17 protein-coding genes are annotated in these 13,848 nt (G+C 41.7%); 8 read left to right on the plus strand and 9 right to left on the minus strand.

Going from position 1 to position 13,848, the window contains the following annotated elements; translation table 11 throughout:
• Window positions 1-235: 235 nt before the first annotated feature.
• Window positions 236-1,258, plus strand: coding sequence for a radical SAM protein (locus NC796_RS01695; protein ID WP_310681509.1), 1,023 nt, complete (start codon window positions 236-238; stop codon window positions 1,256-1,258).
• A gap of 454 nt (window positions 1,259-1,712) precedes the next feature.
• Here NC796_RS01695 and NC796_RS01700 read toward each other — a convergent pair whose 3' ends face one another.
• Both NC796_RS01700 and NC796_RS01705 read right to left on the minus strand, forming a co-directional pair.
• Window positions 1,713-3,470 carry an ATP-dependent helicase gene (locus tag NC796_RS01700; RefSeq protein ID WP_310681510.1) on the minus strand — a complete coding sequence of 586 codons (1,758 nt, stop codon included), beginning with the start codon at window positions 3,468-3,470 and terminating at the stop codon, window positions 1,713-1,715.
• Between the two features lies 1 nt (window position 3,471).
• The gene (locus NC796_RS01705; protein WP_310681511.1) at window positions 3,472-5,562 is read right to left on the minus strand and encodes an AAA family ATPase; all 2,091 of its coding nucleotides are present in this window, start codon (window positions 5,560-5,562) and stop codon (window positions 3,472-3,474) included.
• A 184-nt stretch (window positions 5,563-5,746) separates the two neighbouring features.
• Here NC796_RS01705 and NC796_RS01710 point away from each other — a divergent pair, with 184 nt between their 5' ends.
• Window positions 5,747-6,364 carry a type IV toxin-antitoxin system AbiEi family antitoxin domain-containing protein gene (locus NC796_RS01710; protein ID WP_310681512.1) on the plus strand — a complete coding sequence of 206 codons (618 nt, stop codon included), beginning with the start codon at window positions 5,747-5,749 and terminating at the stop codon, window positions 6,362-6,364.
• Window positions 6,357-7,271 (plus strand): nucleotidyl transferase AbiEii/AbiGii toxin family protein, encoded by a 915-nt coding sequence (locus NC796_RS01715; protein WP_310681513.1) that lies wholly within the window; start codon window positions 6,357-6,359, stop codon window positions 7,269-7,271. Before NC796_RS01710 ends, NC796_RS01715 begins: the two co-directional genes overlap by 8 nt.
• A gap of 297 nt (window positions 7,272-7,568) precedes the next feature.
• On the opposite strand, the gene NC796_RS01720 is transcribed toward NC796_RS01715, so the two are convergent.
• The 5 genes from NC796_RS01720 to NC796_RS01740 form a co-directional block, all read right to left on the minus strand.
• Window positions 7,569-7,931: a DoxX family protein gene (locus tag NC796_RS01720; RefSeq protein WP_310681514.1), complete on the minus strand. Its 363-nt coding sequence runs from the start codon at window positions 7,929-7,931 to the stop codon at window positions 7,569-7,571.
• Between the two features lie 50 nt (window positions 7,932-7,981).
• Complete coding sequence (locus NC796_RS01725) at window positions 7,982-8,347, minus strand: hypothetical protein (RefSeq protein ID WP_310681515.1); 366 nt, start codon at window positions 8,345-8,347, stop codon at window positions 7,982-7,984.
• Between the two features lie 45 nt (window positions 8,348-8,392).
• Window positions 8,393-8,725: a rhodanese-like domain-containing protein gene (locus NC796_RS01730; RefSeq protein ID WP_310681516.1), complete on the minus strand. Its 333-nt coding sequence runs from the start codon at window positions 8,723-8,725 to the stop codon at window positions 8,393-8,395.
• Window positions 8,726-8,744: 19 nt separating this feature from the next.
• On the minus strand, window positions 8,745-9,167 hold the full coding sequence (locus NC796_RS01735; RefSeq protein WP_310681517.1) for a DUF6789 family protein: 423 nt from the start codon (window positions 9,165-9,167) through the stop codon (window positions 8,745-8,747).
• A gap of 131 nt (window positions 9,168-9,298) precedes the next feature.
• A complete protein-coding gene (locus tag NC796_RS01740) occupies window positions 9,299-9,631 on the minus strand; it encodes a YnfA family protein (RefSeq protein WP_310681518.1) in 333 nt (110 codons plus the stop codon).
• Between the two features lie 63 nt (window positions 9,632-9,694).
• On the opposite strand from NC796_RS01740, the gene NC796_RS01745 reads away from it, so the two are divergent.
• Both NC796_RS01745 and NC796_RS01750 read left to right on the plus strand, forming a co-directional pair.
• Window positions 9,695-10,048: a metalloregulator ArsR/SmtB family transcription factor gene (locus NC796_RS01745; RefSeq protein ID WP_310681519.1), complete on the plus strand. Its 354-nt coding sequence runs from the start codon at window positions 9,695-9,697 to the stop codon at window positions 10,046-10,048.
• A gap of 251 nt (window positions 10,049-10,299) precedes the next feature.
• Window positions 10,300-10,845 carry a class I SAM-dependent methyltransferase gene (locus NC796_RS01750; protein WP_310681520.1) on the plus strand — a complete coding sequence of 182 codons (546 nt, stop codon included), beginning with the start codon at window positions 10,300-10,302 and terminating at the stop codon, window positions 10,843-10,845.
• Window positions 10,846-10,952: 107 nt separating this feature from the next.
• Here NC796_RS01750 and NC796_RS01755 read toward each other — a convergent pair whose 3' ends face one another.
• Both NC796_RS01755 and NC796_RS01760 read right to left on the minus strand, forming a co-directional pair.
• A complete protein-coding gene (locus tag NC796_RS01755; protein ID WP_310681521.1) occupies window positions 10,953-11,471 on the minus strand; it encodes an autotransporter outer membrane beta-barrel domain-containing protein in 519 nt (172 codons plus the stop codon).
• A gap of 101 nt (window positions 11,472-11,572) precedes the next feature.
• Window positions 11,573-12,235 (minus strand): metalloregulator ArsR/SmtB family transcription factor, encoded by a 663-nt coding sequence (locus tag NC796_RS01760; RefSeq protein WP_310681522.1) that lies wholly within the window; start codon window positions 12,233-12,235, stop codon window positions 11,573-11,575.
• A 142-nt stretch (window positions 12,236-12,377) separates the two neighbouring features.
• Here NC796_RS01760 and NC796_RS01765 point away from each other — a divergent pair, with 142 nt between their 5' ends.
• Genes NC796_RS01765 through NC796_RS01775 form a run of 3 tightly spaced genes read left to right on the plus strand, consistent with a single transcriptional unit; the run spans window position 12,378 to window position 13,840 of the window.
• Window positions 12,378-12,722, plus strand: a complete 345-nt coding sequence (locus tag NC796_RS01765; RefSeq protein WP_310681524.1) for a hypothetical protein — start codon at window positions 12,378-12,380, stop codon at window positions 12,720-12,722.
• Between the two features lie 14 nt (window positions 12,723-12,736).
• The gene (locus NC796_RS01770; protein ID WP_310681525.1) at window positions 12,737-12,994 is read left to right on the plus strand and encodes a DUF1858 domain-containing protein; all 258 of its coding nucleotides are present in this window, start codon (window positions 12,737-12,739) and stop codon (window positions 12,992-12,994) included.
• 18 nt (window positions 12,995-13,012) lie between these two features.
• Window positions 13,013-13,840: a sterol desaturase family protein gene (locus NC796_RS01775; RefSeq protein WP_310681527.1), complete on the plus strand. Its 828-nt coding sequence runs from the start codon at window positions 13,013-13,015 to the stop codon at window positions 13,838-13,840.
• Window positions 13,841-13,848: the final 8 nt, after the last annotated feature.

Below are 13,848 nucleotides of genomic sequence, written 5' to 3' on the forward strand. Positions count from 1 at the left end.
AATTATCTCTCGAATTCTCTCATCTTTCATATTACAGGTGAGAGACTATACACTTAGTGGCAGTTATTCCGTTACGGTATATTGACCATTTACATCTAATTTTTCACTATCCAATTTTACTCCGAATTTATCTGCATTCCATCCTCTTGATGCATTAGATATTTAGCTTGAAGTATTTTCTAGTATCCTTAAATTATTAAGAAGCCAGAGATATGAAACCTTAGCGGAGGTGCCGATGCTTCAGCAAGCACCCGAATATATCAAAGACCCTCGGTGGCAGCTTTCAAGGGATGATTTTGTTCCTGCCTATCTGAAACTCTATGAAATCAACCGCTCGGTGTTTGAAGAGCGCATTGAGGAAGGCCTGAAGGTTTTGAAAAACTGCGAAGTCTGTCCAAGGGACTGCAATGTCGACCGGACTAACGACGAGCATGGCATTTGCAGAACTGGGCGGTTTGCGTATGTCGGTAGTTATTTCCCACACTTTGGGGAAGAGGACTGCCTGCGCGGATGGAACGGGTCTGGGACCATTTTCTTCTCGTTCTGCAACTTGAAGTGTGTTTTCTGCCAGAATCACGAGCTCTCCTGGGAGGGAGCCGGACAAACTGTTACACCCGACCGGCTTTCCGACATGATGATCGAACTTCAGGAAAGAGGGTGTCATAACATCAATTTTGTGACACCGGAACACGTGGTGCCCCAAGTGCTGGAGGCCATTCCACCCGCCATAGAGAAAGGCTTGCGGCTGCCCATTGTTTACAATACCAGCGCGTTTGACTCGCTTCATTCCCTGGAGCTGATGGAAGATATCGTGGACATCTATATGCCCGATTTCAAATTCTGGGATCCCGATCTGTCCCGTTTCTATACCACCGAGCGGCGCTATCCGGAGGTAGCCCGAGCTGTGGTCAAAGAGATGCACCAGCAGGTTGGCGACCTGAAATTCGACGAGAACGGGCTCGCGCTTCGGGGGCTGATCGTCCGTCACTTGGTGATGCCAAATGGAACGGGCGGCGCCGAAGAGATCTTCCGGTTCCTGACCGAAGAGATTTCAGAAGACACCTATGTTACGGTGATGGACCAGTACCGGCCCGACGCACAGGTTACAAAGAAACCAGATCGTTACGAGAAAATCAGCCGGAGGACCAGCCGGAAAGAGTTTAGGAAAGCAAAAAATGCGGCACGGCAAGCAGGACTATACAGGCTGGATGAGCGTTGGAGAAATCCACGTTCGTTCCGGAAAATTCCCTTTTTTTAGGTTTGACTTGGTAACCAACTTTTGGGCATAAAAAATGAAGTAGTCACGTTCCCATTAACACGCTTCTTAAAGACAATTGACCAATAATTTCCTCTCTTTTTAAGACTTGCCATGGTGATACATTTTGATTTAATATTCGCCTCAATGTATCACCAAATCAAGAAAAAATGTCTGTTTTGTGAAAACTTTTAACTGAGAGGATCATCAAAAATGAGGCTTAAGTACTAAAAACCCCGCTTAAAATGAATTAAGCGGGGTTTTTGCTGAGTACGCCCGGAAGGATTCGAACCCTCAACCTTCTGATCCGAAGCCAGTACGAGATATTCCTGTGCGCGAAATGGGCCGCGATTTTGGGATTTCATGTAGTACTTTTTGTAGTACCGAAGGGGAAGTAAGGGAAATGATTTCCCGAAATGGATTTACATAGTAGCCCATGTTTGGGTGAATACTTTAGCTAAACTGATATAGGCTCAAGGTTCATACTTTCTATAAGTTCTACATCTTCAGGAGTTGCTTCAGGTATATTTATGAATAAATTGTTTTCGGCTCTACTACAAGCCACGTAATAAATTCTTCCATCATCTTCTGAAGCATTAATGTAAGATGGAGCATTTAATATGTAATTTCTAAAGTCTTCAATGGTATCAAAATGAACAAGAGTGTTTTTAAATTCTGTACCTTTTGCACTATGAATTGTTCTAATTCTATCATCTGACTTAGTATCTACTTTAACATACGGTAACAATTCAGTAAGTGTATTATTTTCATAGAAGGTTTTGGCATTTCCGGAGTTCAGTGCAGCTCCAATTTTAAGATTATATTCCTCAGAAATACGGCTCTTTAATTCCATATAAAAATTATAGACAGATTGTTTACGCTTCTCTTTAACAGAAAGGTTATCAAGTATTTCAATTGCAATTTTTCTTAGATCTAATTCTCTTAGTTCGTCTCTTCCAATTCTTTTTAAAGGTCTCAATACTTCTTTGATTGAATTGTTAAAATCATGTTTCTCTCGATATTTCACACCTTTTAAAATTGAATGGATTAATTTGCTTCTATGGCCATTGGAGTCATTAGCATACATCTCATTAATCTTATCATCTGTTGTTATTCCAAGATGACCTTTAAATGTAGAAACTGAAGCATTACTTCTAGTTAGTATATACAGTATTTTATCTGGATGGTTTTGATTAAACCATTTTTTTGCTAAATCAATTGAACCAATTAACACCTTTACTGTAGAGCCTTCACCCGTGTCATCTCCATATGATTGATTAATATCATTACGAAGCTCATTAAGGAAATCTGTGATTTTGTGTGAAGATCTATGATTATGATCAAGCTTAAAACTTGATATTTCACCTTCTTTAAACTCTATGAAATCGGTCCTTACTGCGCCTGCAAATTTATATATTGATTGCCCCAAATCTCCAACTATCCCGATTTTTGTACCCTGTTCTGCAATTTTATCTAAAATCCAAGTTTGCAATTGGGTCGTATCCTGGAATTCGTCAACAAATATGTAAGGAAACTTGGTTTGTATAAACTTAAGTACTTCTTCTGATTTATTTATAATCAAGTATGAGAAGTACAAAACATCTTCATGATGCATGATTCCATCACTCCAGTACTTTAATTTGTATTCCCATAATTCACCATTTGATCTGGGTATTCTAGCTCCCCTGTGTTGATTAATAGATAGTTGAACTTCTTTTCCTTCAATTTCATAATTGAGGCTTGTTAGTTCGGTGGCTACATCATCTCTATTATTTGGTGATAATAAGTACCAATAGTTTTTATTATTTTTATTAATAGTATTAACCCACCTACTAAGACGTGATCCATGCACAAAATGTTCATCATGACCATTCAATTTTGAGATATTGAATAAATCATTTCCATCTAAATCGGTTTCAATCAGATATGAGAACGGTTTAACAATATTTCGGTATAAGAAGCTATGTATAGTAGAAATGTCAAAACGAGTTTGATCGCATTCTAGCCGATCAATTATTTCATCGGCTGCAACATTAGTATATGTTATACAGCCAATTTGCCCTGTCTTCCCTAAACGCTTCGATTTTTTTTGCACTCGTTCTAAATGTGAACTCAACCATGTTGTTTTTCCCGCCCCTGGTCCTGCATAGATTTTGAAATTAGATTCAATATCCTTAAGCGTGTCAATGTGAGGTAATTCGTTAACATCTATCATTTTATTCGACAACTTTTTCTATAGCTTCCTTGATGTAGCCAGGTACGTTAAAATCCTTTTTCTCCTCAGCTTGATAGTTTTTCCTCAGTTTTTTTTCGAAATGGAAGGCATGTTCTCCTTTGGTATCATTGATAATTTTATAATAGATAGCCCCAATTAGAGCTTTCTTTTTTTCTTCATCATCCCAGGTCGATTGGCTAATACCATTAAGTATTTTATTCTCTGATAAATCATTTATACCAAGTTTAAGGTGATACTCTTCGATCATTTCGTCAATGGAGCTCTCATACTTAGATTGGATACCTTTGAAATTTTCCTCTGTATGAGCACTATTTTGACTTGGGAATGATTTCGTTATTAGTAGATCAGAGGAAGGGTTAGACCTAGCAATTTCATATTCTAAAGTTTTCCCCAATTTGTTTTGTGGATGGAACACAAAAACATTATCAAAATTATCTTCATAATTTTTGATCAAATTATTTACATGAGAAGATAAAGGTTGCGTTTCATCATCATGATTTTCCAATTCAAAAGGGTAGGCCGAAACCCAATAATTATTAACCTTTTTTGACGGATCAGCATCAGTAATGCATACGACTTTTTTATTTATAGCATAAGGTTTGCTATCTGAGTCATAAGAAAAGATCTTCAAAAAATGCTTGAATGTCCTGCTATCTACGCTAATAACACATGTGTGCTCATCAACTAATTTATCTTCTAATTCTAGATATTCCGCAAAGCATGGCAGGAGAAGTTGTTCTGCTACTCCTTCAACAAAAATTATTCTTTCAGCAAAAAGCATATTTGACTTAGTAGCGTCCAGAAATCGTTCAATATATATTTTTGAACTCTTATCATCATTTGTATCACTGAATACTTTCGCCGGATATCCTATTCTAAAATTAGAGTTAATATCTTTGTATAGACAAATAATGGATTCTAATTCTACAGCTGAAGTTATATGAGTAGAATGAGTAGTGACAAATATTTGACGTGCTTGTTCCTTTTTCTTGAGGTTGCTTTCTAAAAAGTTTAAAAATTTTGATTGTAGAGACGGATGTAAATGGGCTTCCGGTTCCTCAATGGATAAAATGGGAAATACTTTAGCATTATCTCCCATGTAGCTTGATGATTCCATCTGCATTTTAGCGAGTATTAAGGCAATATAGAGCAGGTTATTATATCCTAGCCCGTTATTCTTAATAGGTATTTTCAATCCAGCCTTCTCTACGATCAATCGTAACGCAAATAGAAGATCATCCTCAGTAGCATTTGCATCAAAGTCAGGTTTCCCTCCTTTATCTGCACCTGTACTTTTAGCATATTCTAGAATTTTTTCGTCGTCAATTCTTTTAATGAGCTTTTCCAAAAGCTTATTTGAATTCTCTCTGAATTCTTTTTCTCGTTCTTTTATTTTTTCAAGTTTATCTTCTTCTAAATCATCAAATCCTTTCCCTTTTGTAATATCATAGTCCAAAAAGTAATTGAGTACATCTTTTAGTAAAGTATTATTGCCAAAGAACATTTGTCGTTCGGCATCTCGAATTGCAGTCAAAAATTGAAAGTCAAACCTATCTAAGTTATCAGTCTTGGCTCTCTCTTGTTTGGAAGGATCCCCGCCATAAATTCGAGAGACATATTTAGGCAAAAATTTCCTTTTTAACATTTGGAGACATAGTTCTTTATCGTATCCATCCTCATCTTTGAATTCTTCTATGGCATTCTCATACTCCTCATGGTGCTTAGAAGGAAGCTTAAACACATAAGTTAATTGAGCTTTATAATAGTCTGGAGAATCTTTGATTAACCAATCATAAACAACGTTTCGGTCATCCTTTGAATCTTCATGTTTTTCAATAAAAACTGATACTTCTATTGATGGAGGAGTACTAAAATTTTCAATTTTCTTGCAGAAGTCATCAATACTTGGTTTTTCATGAGAAGATCTATCAAAAACCAACTTTAGTGCTTTGATTAGATTAGTCTTTCCTGAATTATTATGACCAATGATTACATTTAAACCAGGATTGAGCAGAACAGTTTTATTTTTGAAATTTCTATAATTCTTGATCTTGACTTTAGATAAATACATGTAATAAGTGATGTTTGTACCCCGATAAGGCACTATTCTGGAATTAAATCTTTTGATAAATAAAGAATTGGAAAAGTATATTACAATTGGATTACACATTACTTCGGGAGCTGTAATAACTTGCCGTTATGGATAAAAACCTTTACACTTATTATTAACTGTAAAGAATATTATCCCAAAGGAAATGTCTGTCTCCGATCAAAAGATCAATGAAGCGATAGCTCTTTTTAAAGAGCATGGAGGGATTATGCGTACTTCGGAGGCACTGGATGAAGGGATCCATAGTCGCACGCTGTATTGGATGCGAGATCATGGATACCTCAACCAACTTGAACGGGGTGTTTATCAGGTTAAAGATAAGGAGCAACTTTCCAATCCTGACCTTGCTGTAGTTGGCACTAAGATACCTGACGCAAAGGTGTGTCTAATTTCGGCACTCGATTTTCACAACATGACGTCCGAAATTCCCCACAAGGTTCACATAGCACTTCCCCGTGAACATTGGAAACCAAAGCTAGACTACCCTCCGATACAAGTCTATCGCTTCTCAGGAAAGAGCCTGACAGAAGGAGTTGGGAAACATGAAATTGATGGAATTGAAATCCAGGTGTACAATCCGGCAAAGACTATTGCCGATTGTTTTAAATTCCGTAATCAAATCGGGCTGGATATCGCTCTGGAAGCTCTAAAGCAAGGGATAAAGGATGGTAAAGCCAATTATTCGGAGATCCTAAAATATGCTGACATTTGCCGAGTAGAAAACGTCATCAGACCCTACCTGGAGACGATTGCCCATGAATAGAGAAAAGAAAGCTATAGCAGCATCTGTTCACCAACGGTTGCTGAACAAAGCAAGAGAGACGAAGCGGCCATTTAACGAGCTATTGCAGTACTACGCCATGGAAAAATTCCTGCTGCGGATGAGCCGGTCTCAATTTGCGGAGGATTTCGTACTGAAAGGGGCGCTGCTTCTGCGGACTTTTGGAATAGCAGAATTTAGGCCTACCCGTGATATCGATCTGCTGAAATATGGGGATCATGCCATTCCAGAAGTTGAAAAGGTGATTGCCGAATGTTGCAGGTTAGAGGTCGAAGAAGACGGACTGGAATTTGATCCTAAAAGTGTGAGTGGTCAGGAAATCCGGGAGCAACAAGCGTATCAAGGCATAAGAATAAGCGTAAAAGGTAAGTTGGGGACTGCACGTGTCCATCTTCAGATTGATATGGGTTTTGGTGATGTAGTAACGCCCGAACCGTTGTGGGTTGAATATCCTACCATAATGGATGAGGAACGTCCACGGCTCAGGGCCTATACCCTGGAAAGTGCTATTGCGGAAAAATACCAGGCGATGGTAGATATGGGAATCGTTAACAGTCGGATGAAGGATTATTACGATATATACTATGTAACCGAACATAGGTCGTTTGATGGACCTCAACTACAAAGTGCCATTAAGCAAACCTTTCAACGTCGCAAAACGGGTATTCCAGAAGAGGTCCCCCTTGCTTTGACGAGGTCATTCTACGAGGATGAGACAAAGATCAAACAATGGAAAGCATTTATCGGAAAGGTATCTGATGATCTGGTTCCTTCAGAGTTGGAAACAGTAGTTGCCCGTATAGCAATTTTTTTGTGGCCCGTCACGGATGCTTTGAGTAAAGGGAATTCATTCGATAGGGAATGGAATCGAAGGAAAGAGTGGGACTAATTTTTGTAGTTATTTATAGGTTTGCCACTAAAGATTTCGCTTTTCAACCTTCCGCTCCGAAGACTTGACGACATATAACGTTACAGTTCATAGGAGTTAGTTGTTACATATCATGTTACATTATATGGAGCAACCACTGTGAAAACTGAGACTGAAATTCTTTAGAATTATCTTACCTTCTAATCTGTAATCTAAACAGGATTTTTTCGTGTGTAATGAATCTATATTTGGAGATTATTAGTATGATCCGGGAGACTGTGAGAAACAGTCTCCCGAAAAATAACCTGATCCCCAAAATCAGATTTTATTACTTTTATGTCCTAATACATACGAGAAACCTAATACAGTGAGAAAAGCTAGAGGCATTACAATTTTATGTATGGGATGGCCGGTTACCGTATGGGCTATTGATGCGGAAATAAGATTAATGGTGAAACCTGCATAAACCCATTCTTTTAATCTTCCAGAAAACGGGATCAAGAGTAACGTTCCACCTATCAATTTTGCTACGCCCAGTTGCAGGCGAAAGTAATCGGGATATCCAAGTTCTTGAAAGTTCTGAGCAATTGTATCACTATAAAAGTACATTGACCCTTGTATCAAAATTAGTACCGAAAAGATAGCAGTAGATATCCAATATGAGATGTTCAATTTCTTCATTGGTTAATTACTTATAGCTTTTTGATTAATATTAAGATTAATTTTTAGGTTCAGCTGGTATTTTCTGGTAGTTCCCAAGACTCTTGTCCATTTTCTTCCAGCTGGGGAATGACGTTTTGCTTGATGTACTGCTTCACTTCCCGGTTCCCCCTGAGCTTCAGCCATACGGGTCCACCATCAGGGGTTACCTCTAAGTTGAACTTGAAAAACGGGCAGCACTGTCGCTCTCGGGCCATAAAGGATCCCGCCTTTTCGATCATCTCGGTTTCGGTGGGAACACGAAACCGGTAACCATCAGGCAATTCTTGCCATTTTTCAATAGAAGTGAACAGCTGTTCCGAATTGGTCTTGTGTTGTTCTCTTTCATTATTGTCGATTGATGTTAGATCACAAGCAATAGGTTGATTGTCAGACATAATGAGTACGATTTATTTATGTTAGATTTAGTTCGAAAGCTGTGATTACGAATTACCTTTCGTGAGTGAAAAACCTTCTTTGAGCCAGCCTGTCAATCCCCCTTCAAAGTCATACACGTTGTTATAGCCAAGCTGCGTTAACTTTTTGGCTGCTTTTGAAGACGCCGTGCAATCGGGGCTGGCGCAGTAAACAACGATTTGCTGACCCTTGTCCGGCAGTACGTGCTTTGCTCGCGGTTGGATCTGTCCAGTTGGGATATTAATCGACCCGGGAATCCGTTTCGCGCGGAAACTGTCGGGGCCAAGTGTATTGATGAGTACGATATCGGTGTCGGAATCCAATTGCTGTTTTACCTGCCTGGCAGTTAGTTCTTCCATAATATCTACGTTGTGTTCATTATTGATTTACCTGTGAACTCTTCATTCGATTCAATCCCCAGCCCAGCGTGCCGCCATAGATTACGTGCAGCACGAGAGTAGCTATGGCAATTTTAGGAGTGATTGCAGAGCCGAAGATGCCCCATCCGAGCAGTGGCAGTACGATGAGTTCCATGATAAGCCACAGCATCACGCCCCATCCGAGTCCGTGCCAGATGGTTCCGTCAGCTTTTACCCAGTTGAACAGAACTGCTCCCCATAAAGCCCCATACCCAAAGTGGGTAATGACGGCAAATAGCATCAGAACTGGCTTGGCAAGGCTGCCGAGCAGTCCTTTGGCAATGGCCAGGGGAACAGGTTCGGGAAGGGGACTAATGCCGGTGCCCGTGCCGATCAGCATGATGATGGACATAATGAGGGTGCCAAGCAGACCGTACCCCATTCCCTGCTTCGAGAATGGATTCTTAAGTAGTGTTGAAATAACGCCTATGTTTTACTGTTTATAAATTTTCAAACAATAAAACATATAAACTATCTCAGGGGCAGTCAAATATGAAAGGAGGGGTATATTCGTTATGATCCTCGTGGCCAGTACATCATGATGGCTACGCCTGCCAAGGCAAACAGGGCACCGATCAGGTCATACCTGTCTGGCTTGATCCCATCCACCTTCCATCCCCAAAGTAGAGACAGTATTATAAATACGCCCCCGTAGGCCGCATACACCCGTCCAAAGTGGGCCGGTTGCAGGGTCGGAATAAATCCGTATAACGCAAGTATTACCATCCCCGAAAGTCCGTATATCCAGCTTTTGCTGTCCCGAAGCCAGATCCATACCAGGTAGCCCCCACCGATTTCAAAAAGTCCGGCAAGAATAAAATAGAAGATGGATTTCAGGTAAACCATGATGATTGTTTAAATAATTAAAAACTCTTAAATTAATGAGTTAAGTTTAACAAAAATGCTGCTATGAGCCAATCCCTTGATGTAGCGTTTAAATCACTGGGGCACCCCAAACGACTTGCGATTCTTAAACGACTGATCCGCCGCGTCCACACCTGTTGTATGGTCAACAGGGAGGAAGAGTGCTGCATGGAAGAGCCCACCTGCGACTTTGGGGCGCTGAAAGAAGATCTGGGAATCTCGAAGTCCTCTCTGTCCCTTCACCTCAAAGAGTTGCGCCACGCGGGTTTGGTGGAAAAAATTAAGAACGGCCGGAAGGTAGCTCTGCAGGTTAATCCTGATCGATTGGAAGAGCTTAAAGAGTTTTTTGAGGTGTCGATAGATCAAAAAACAAGAGACTGGATGCAAACAAGCCGGTAATAACACCGTCCATATAAGGGGGTATTTGGAATAGCATCAAAAATTGCAATTTTTTGTTTGTAGATGAACTCCTAGCATAGCAAAGTGTCGAGAGGCTTCATTTTAAATCTTCAATCGATAAAAGTTATGAGATGAGTTGTTGCAATCATTGTCAAGATGCCGGCAATTTATTTAGTAATCGAAAAGCTCAAAAAGATCTTAAGAAGTACAAGAAAAAAGGACCCGAAACATCTACTGAGCGTTTGTTACAGATGATACGGTCATCGGAGGTAAAAATCGGCCAGAGCACGCTGTTGGATGTCGGCAGTGGGATAGGAGCGATACAGTATGAGCTATTTGGCGATGGACTGACCCGGGCTACCAATGTTGAGGCGTCCACTCCTTATTTAGAAACCTCGAAGCAGGAAACCCGGCGCCGGAAACTTACCGACCGAACGAGCTATCATTACGGCGACATCGTAGAGCTGGCTCCAGAGCTGTCGAATGCTACCATTGTCACCCTGGACAAGGTGATTTGTTGTTACCCGGATCCCGAAGCCCTAATCGAAGCGACTTCAACCAAAGCAACACAACTCTACGGGGTAGTATATCCCCGCGTCCGGTTTATCACAAAGATTGGACTAAAACTGGGAAATCTATGGTCCAGGCTTTGGAACAATGATTTTCGAATGTACCTATTTGCGAGGAACTACATTGATAGGATAATTCGAGATCAGGGCTTTGTAATACAGAACCAAGACCAGACCTTCTTATGGCATATCTCACTTTATTCCCGAAATGGAGAGCCATTTATTTAGTTTCCCAAAGATATTTTTGATATATGTCATATTCTAATTGGGGAGAAATCCACCTCTTTGAAGGAATAAGTATTCTATATCCTTGAGGATTACCTTGTGATTACTTTTTAGAAGCTCCATCCTATGCCAACGGTGCCCCAGGGCGTGAAAGGCCCGCTTTCAAATGTTTGCCCTCCGATCTCGATGTCTTTGTTGTTCAACGTATATCCGAGACCGACGACAGGGCTCAGGTACAGGTTACCGAGACCGGTATTCCAATGGTAACCACCTCGAAGTCCGACCGAATAGCCCGTGTAAGTTCTGCTTTCATTGGTAGATTTTAACGTTATGTCAGCAGAAGCTATTCCAAACTCAGGCCCGATATAGAACCCGTCCGTTCCGGTGATAAACCGCTCTGCTTGGAAAATCACGCCTTTTAGGCCAGCGGTAAAGCCCTCGTTTCCGTGTTGGGATTCCGGAACCGTGAGTTCCCCATAGGCCTCTATGCTATAGGTCCACGAGCCCTGTTGGTAACTGCCGGTGATTCCTGCTCCACCCAGAATATAGGCGACCGGCTCTGTTTCAATACTGAATTTCTGAACCTGTCTCTGGCTCTGAGCATGAAGTGGTTCTATTAGTGTTATCATGAAAAGTAATGCGAATGTTATAGTTAAAGATCTCATAACAGTTCGATGTACTTGTTTATTAGCATTCTCGTGTTAATGTTACAATTGCTCTGGTATTAATGTTACGATTGTTCTATGGGTAGTTGCTCAATCATCCACTCCGGATACCCTTCATCTAAGCGTTTCGCATTAAATCCTTTGTTGCGAAGCAGCTCAACCGCATCATCGGCGAAGACGCAGAAAGGCCCTCGGCAATACGCCACCACCTCTTGGTCTTTCGGAAGTTCATCCATCTTTTCGGATAAATCTCCCACCGGAATATTGAGTGCTCCGGCAATGTGTCCCTCATCAAATTCCTGCTGCGGGCGCACGTCCACAATGGTAATGTCTTCCTGCTTCATTTTTTCGGCCAGTTGGTCGCTCGACAGTGTTTCCAGGGATTGCCGGGACTCCCGGAACTGTTGGATAACCCGTTCTATTTCAGCAATCCGTTCAATACCCAGATCCCGAAGGGCCTTCCAAGCCTTATATACACTCTGTCCTGCGAGTTGGTAATACACCCGGTTTCCATCACGCTGGGTTTCAACCAACTGGGCTTGCTTGAGCACTTGCAGGTGCTGGGAGGCATTGGCCCCAGTAATGTCGGTTTCCTCGGCAATTTCGGCGACCGAGAATTGTCCCTGGGCCAACAGCTCCAAGATTTCCAACCTATGTGGGTTCGACATGGCCTTTACAATATTAGCCAGTTGCTGATACACTTTGTTTTTAAACGTCCGTTTTTCCATATCTCAATATTTCTTTTTCCGTTCAGTGAAACATTAAGATAAAAATTCGTATACAACTAATCAATTATTCTATTGAATAGTTTATCGAAACCTGTTATGTTTTTATTCACTGAAACAGTAATCCAATAAAACCTATTCAGATATGAGCAATACAACACCCATAGCCTGTGATCTCTCAGCCATTGCAGAAGAGAACATTGAGGATCACAAGCACAACGCAGAAACCATTTTTAACGCCATAACCAAAGTTCGGGAAACCGAAGACGGATATGCGTTTCGGCTTCCTCCGGAAACCGGCCTAATCAGCAAGGCGGGATCGTTTATCGCCAGAGAACGCCAGTGTTGTCCGTTTTTTGAGTTTAGCATTACGGTTCCGCCCCAGCAGGATCCGGTGTGGCTGACCCTTACTGGTCGAGAAGGCGTCAAGCCTTATATAAAGGAAACGGTTTTGCCAAAGCTGGATGCTCGCGTAGTAAATATAACCTAAAAAGTCTATTGATTATGAGTTCTTCAATCACACCTAACCAAAAAGTAGCCGAACTACTGGATCGTCATCCGCAGACCTACCGGGTATTTCGCAAACACGGCTGTCCGGATATGCGTGATGGCTTCTTCTCACTGATGGCTCGCATTATGAGTATTCGCAATGCGGCCCGTATTCACCGGATTCCGGAAGATGAGCTATTAGATAATTTAGAACAGGCCATAGCGAACGACGAAGCGGCCGGCAGAGATGTCGAGTTTGCATCAGAATCCTAACAGAAAAGACCTATTATTATGCAAGCACTCCTTTCCGCCCTACAACAAACGCAAGTTATTGCCATGCTCGCAGGACTGGTTCTGCTATTTTTATGGGAAAGCCTGCATCCATTCTATGAGCATTTCCGTGGATCATGGAAAGATCGTGGCAAACATGCCGTCCGGAACCTCACGCTCGGAGCGCTCAACTCAGCCTTGGTAGCTATTGTCTTTGTAGGACTTTGGTTTGCTGCCTCGGTCTGGGCTGACGAATACCGATTCGGACTCCTGCACTGGCTGCAGGATGGGGTTGGGCTGCCAACCTGGGCCCATGCTGTTGGCGCCGTACTGCTGTTCGATGCCTGGAGCTACGCCTGGCATCGTATCAACCACGAAATCCCGTTCTTTTGGCGATTCCATCGGGTTCACCACTCCGATCCCAACATGGACGTGACGACGGCAAACCGTTTTCATATCGGGGAAATATTCTTTTCCTCCTCGTTCCGTATTCTCATCATCGGATTGCTTGGGGTTTACCTGTGGGAACTCGTCCTGTACGAGACGCTCATGTTTGCGGTAGTCCAGTTCCACCATACCAATATCGACATTTCTGAAAAGGTTGATCGCATGCTGCGTGCCGTTATTGTTTCTCCAAATATGCATCGCGTGCACCACTCCCGCTGGCAGCCAGAGACCGACTCCAACTACAGCTCGCTGTTTTCGTTTTGGGATCGGCTGGCCAAAACCTTCCGGCATAATCCGCACCCAGAGAACATCGAATTAGGATTGGATGAGTTTGACCGGGAAGACGATCAAACAGTCAGCGGCATGCTTCGCACGCCTATAGCAAAACAGAAGCGAGACTGATTGATAAT

This window comes from Aliifodinibius sp. S!AR15-10 (genome assembly GCF_031569985.1).
GTDB lineage: Bacteria > Bacteroidota > Rhodothermia > Balneolales > Balneolaceae > JAMQKA01.

Bases quoted from the DNA above. Each gene is read 5' to 3' on its own strand.
- NC796_RS01695 (WP_310681509.1), top strand. From the start codon at position 236: ATGCTTCAGCAAGCACCCGAATATATCAAAGACCCTCGGTGGCAGCTT.
- NC796_RS01700 (WP_310681510.1), bottom strand. From the start codon at position 3,470: ATGATAGATGTTAACGAATTACCTCACATTGACACGCTTAAGGATATT.
- NC796_RS01705 (WP_310681511.1), bottom strand. From the start codon at position 5,562: ATGTATTTATCTAAAGTCAAGATCAAGAATTATAGAAATTTCAAAAAT.
- NC796_RS01710 (WP_310681512.1), top strand. From the start codon at position 5,747: ATGTCTGTCTCCGATCAAAAGATCAATGAAGCGATAGCTCTTTTTAAA.
- NC796_RS01715 (WP_310681513.1), top strand. From the start codon at position 6,357: ATGAATAGAGAAAAGAAAGCTATAGCAGCATCTGTTCACCAACGGTTG.
- NC796_RS01720 (WP_310681514.1), bottom strand. From the start codon at position 7,931: ATGAAGAAATTGAACATCTCATATTGGATATCTACTGCTATCTTTTCG.
- NC796_RS01725 (WP_310681515.1), bottom strand. From the start codon at position 8,347: ATGTCTGACAATCAACCTATTGCTTGTGATCTAACATCAATCGACAAT.
- NC796_RS01730 (WP_310681516.1), bottom strand. From the start codon at position 8,725: ATGGAAGAACTAACTGCCAGGCAGGTAAAACAGCAATTGGATTCCGAC.
- NC796_RS01735 (WP_310681517.1), bottom strand. From the start codon at position 9,167: ATGGGGTACGGTCTGCTTGGCACCCTCATTATGTCCATCATCATGCTG.
- NC796_RS01740 (WP_310681518.1), bottom strand. From the start codon at position 9,631: ATGGTTTACCTGAAATCCATCTTCTATTTTATTCTTGCCGGACTTTTT.
- NC796_RS01745 (WP_310681519.1), top strand. From the start codon at position 9,695: ATGAGCCAATCCCTTGATGTAGCGTTTAAATCACTGGGGCACCCCAAA.
- NC796_RS01750 (WP_310681520.1), top strand. From the start codon at position 10,300: ATGATACGGTCATCGGAGGTAAAAATCGGCCAGAGCACGCTGTTGGAT.
- NC796_RS01755 (WP_310681521.1), bottom strand. From the start codon at position 11,471: ATGATAACACTAATAGAACCACTTCATGCTCAGAGCCAGAGACAGGTT.
- NC796_RS01760 (WP_310681522.1), bottom strand. From the start codon at position 12,235: ATGGAAAAACGGACGTTTAAAAACAAAGTGTATCAGCAACTGGCTAAT.
- NC796_RS01765 (WP_310681524.1), top strand. From the start codon at position 12,378: ATGAGCAATACAACACCCATAGCCTGTGATCTCTCAGCCATTGCAGAA.
- NC796_RS01770 (WP_310681525.1), top strand. From the start codon at position 12,737: ATGAGTTCTTCAATCACACCTAACCAAAAAGTAGCCGAACTACTGGAT.
- NC796_RS01775 (WP_310681527.1), top strand. From the start codon at position 13,013: ATGCAAGCACTCCTTTCCGCCCTACAACAAACGCAAGTTATTGCCATG.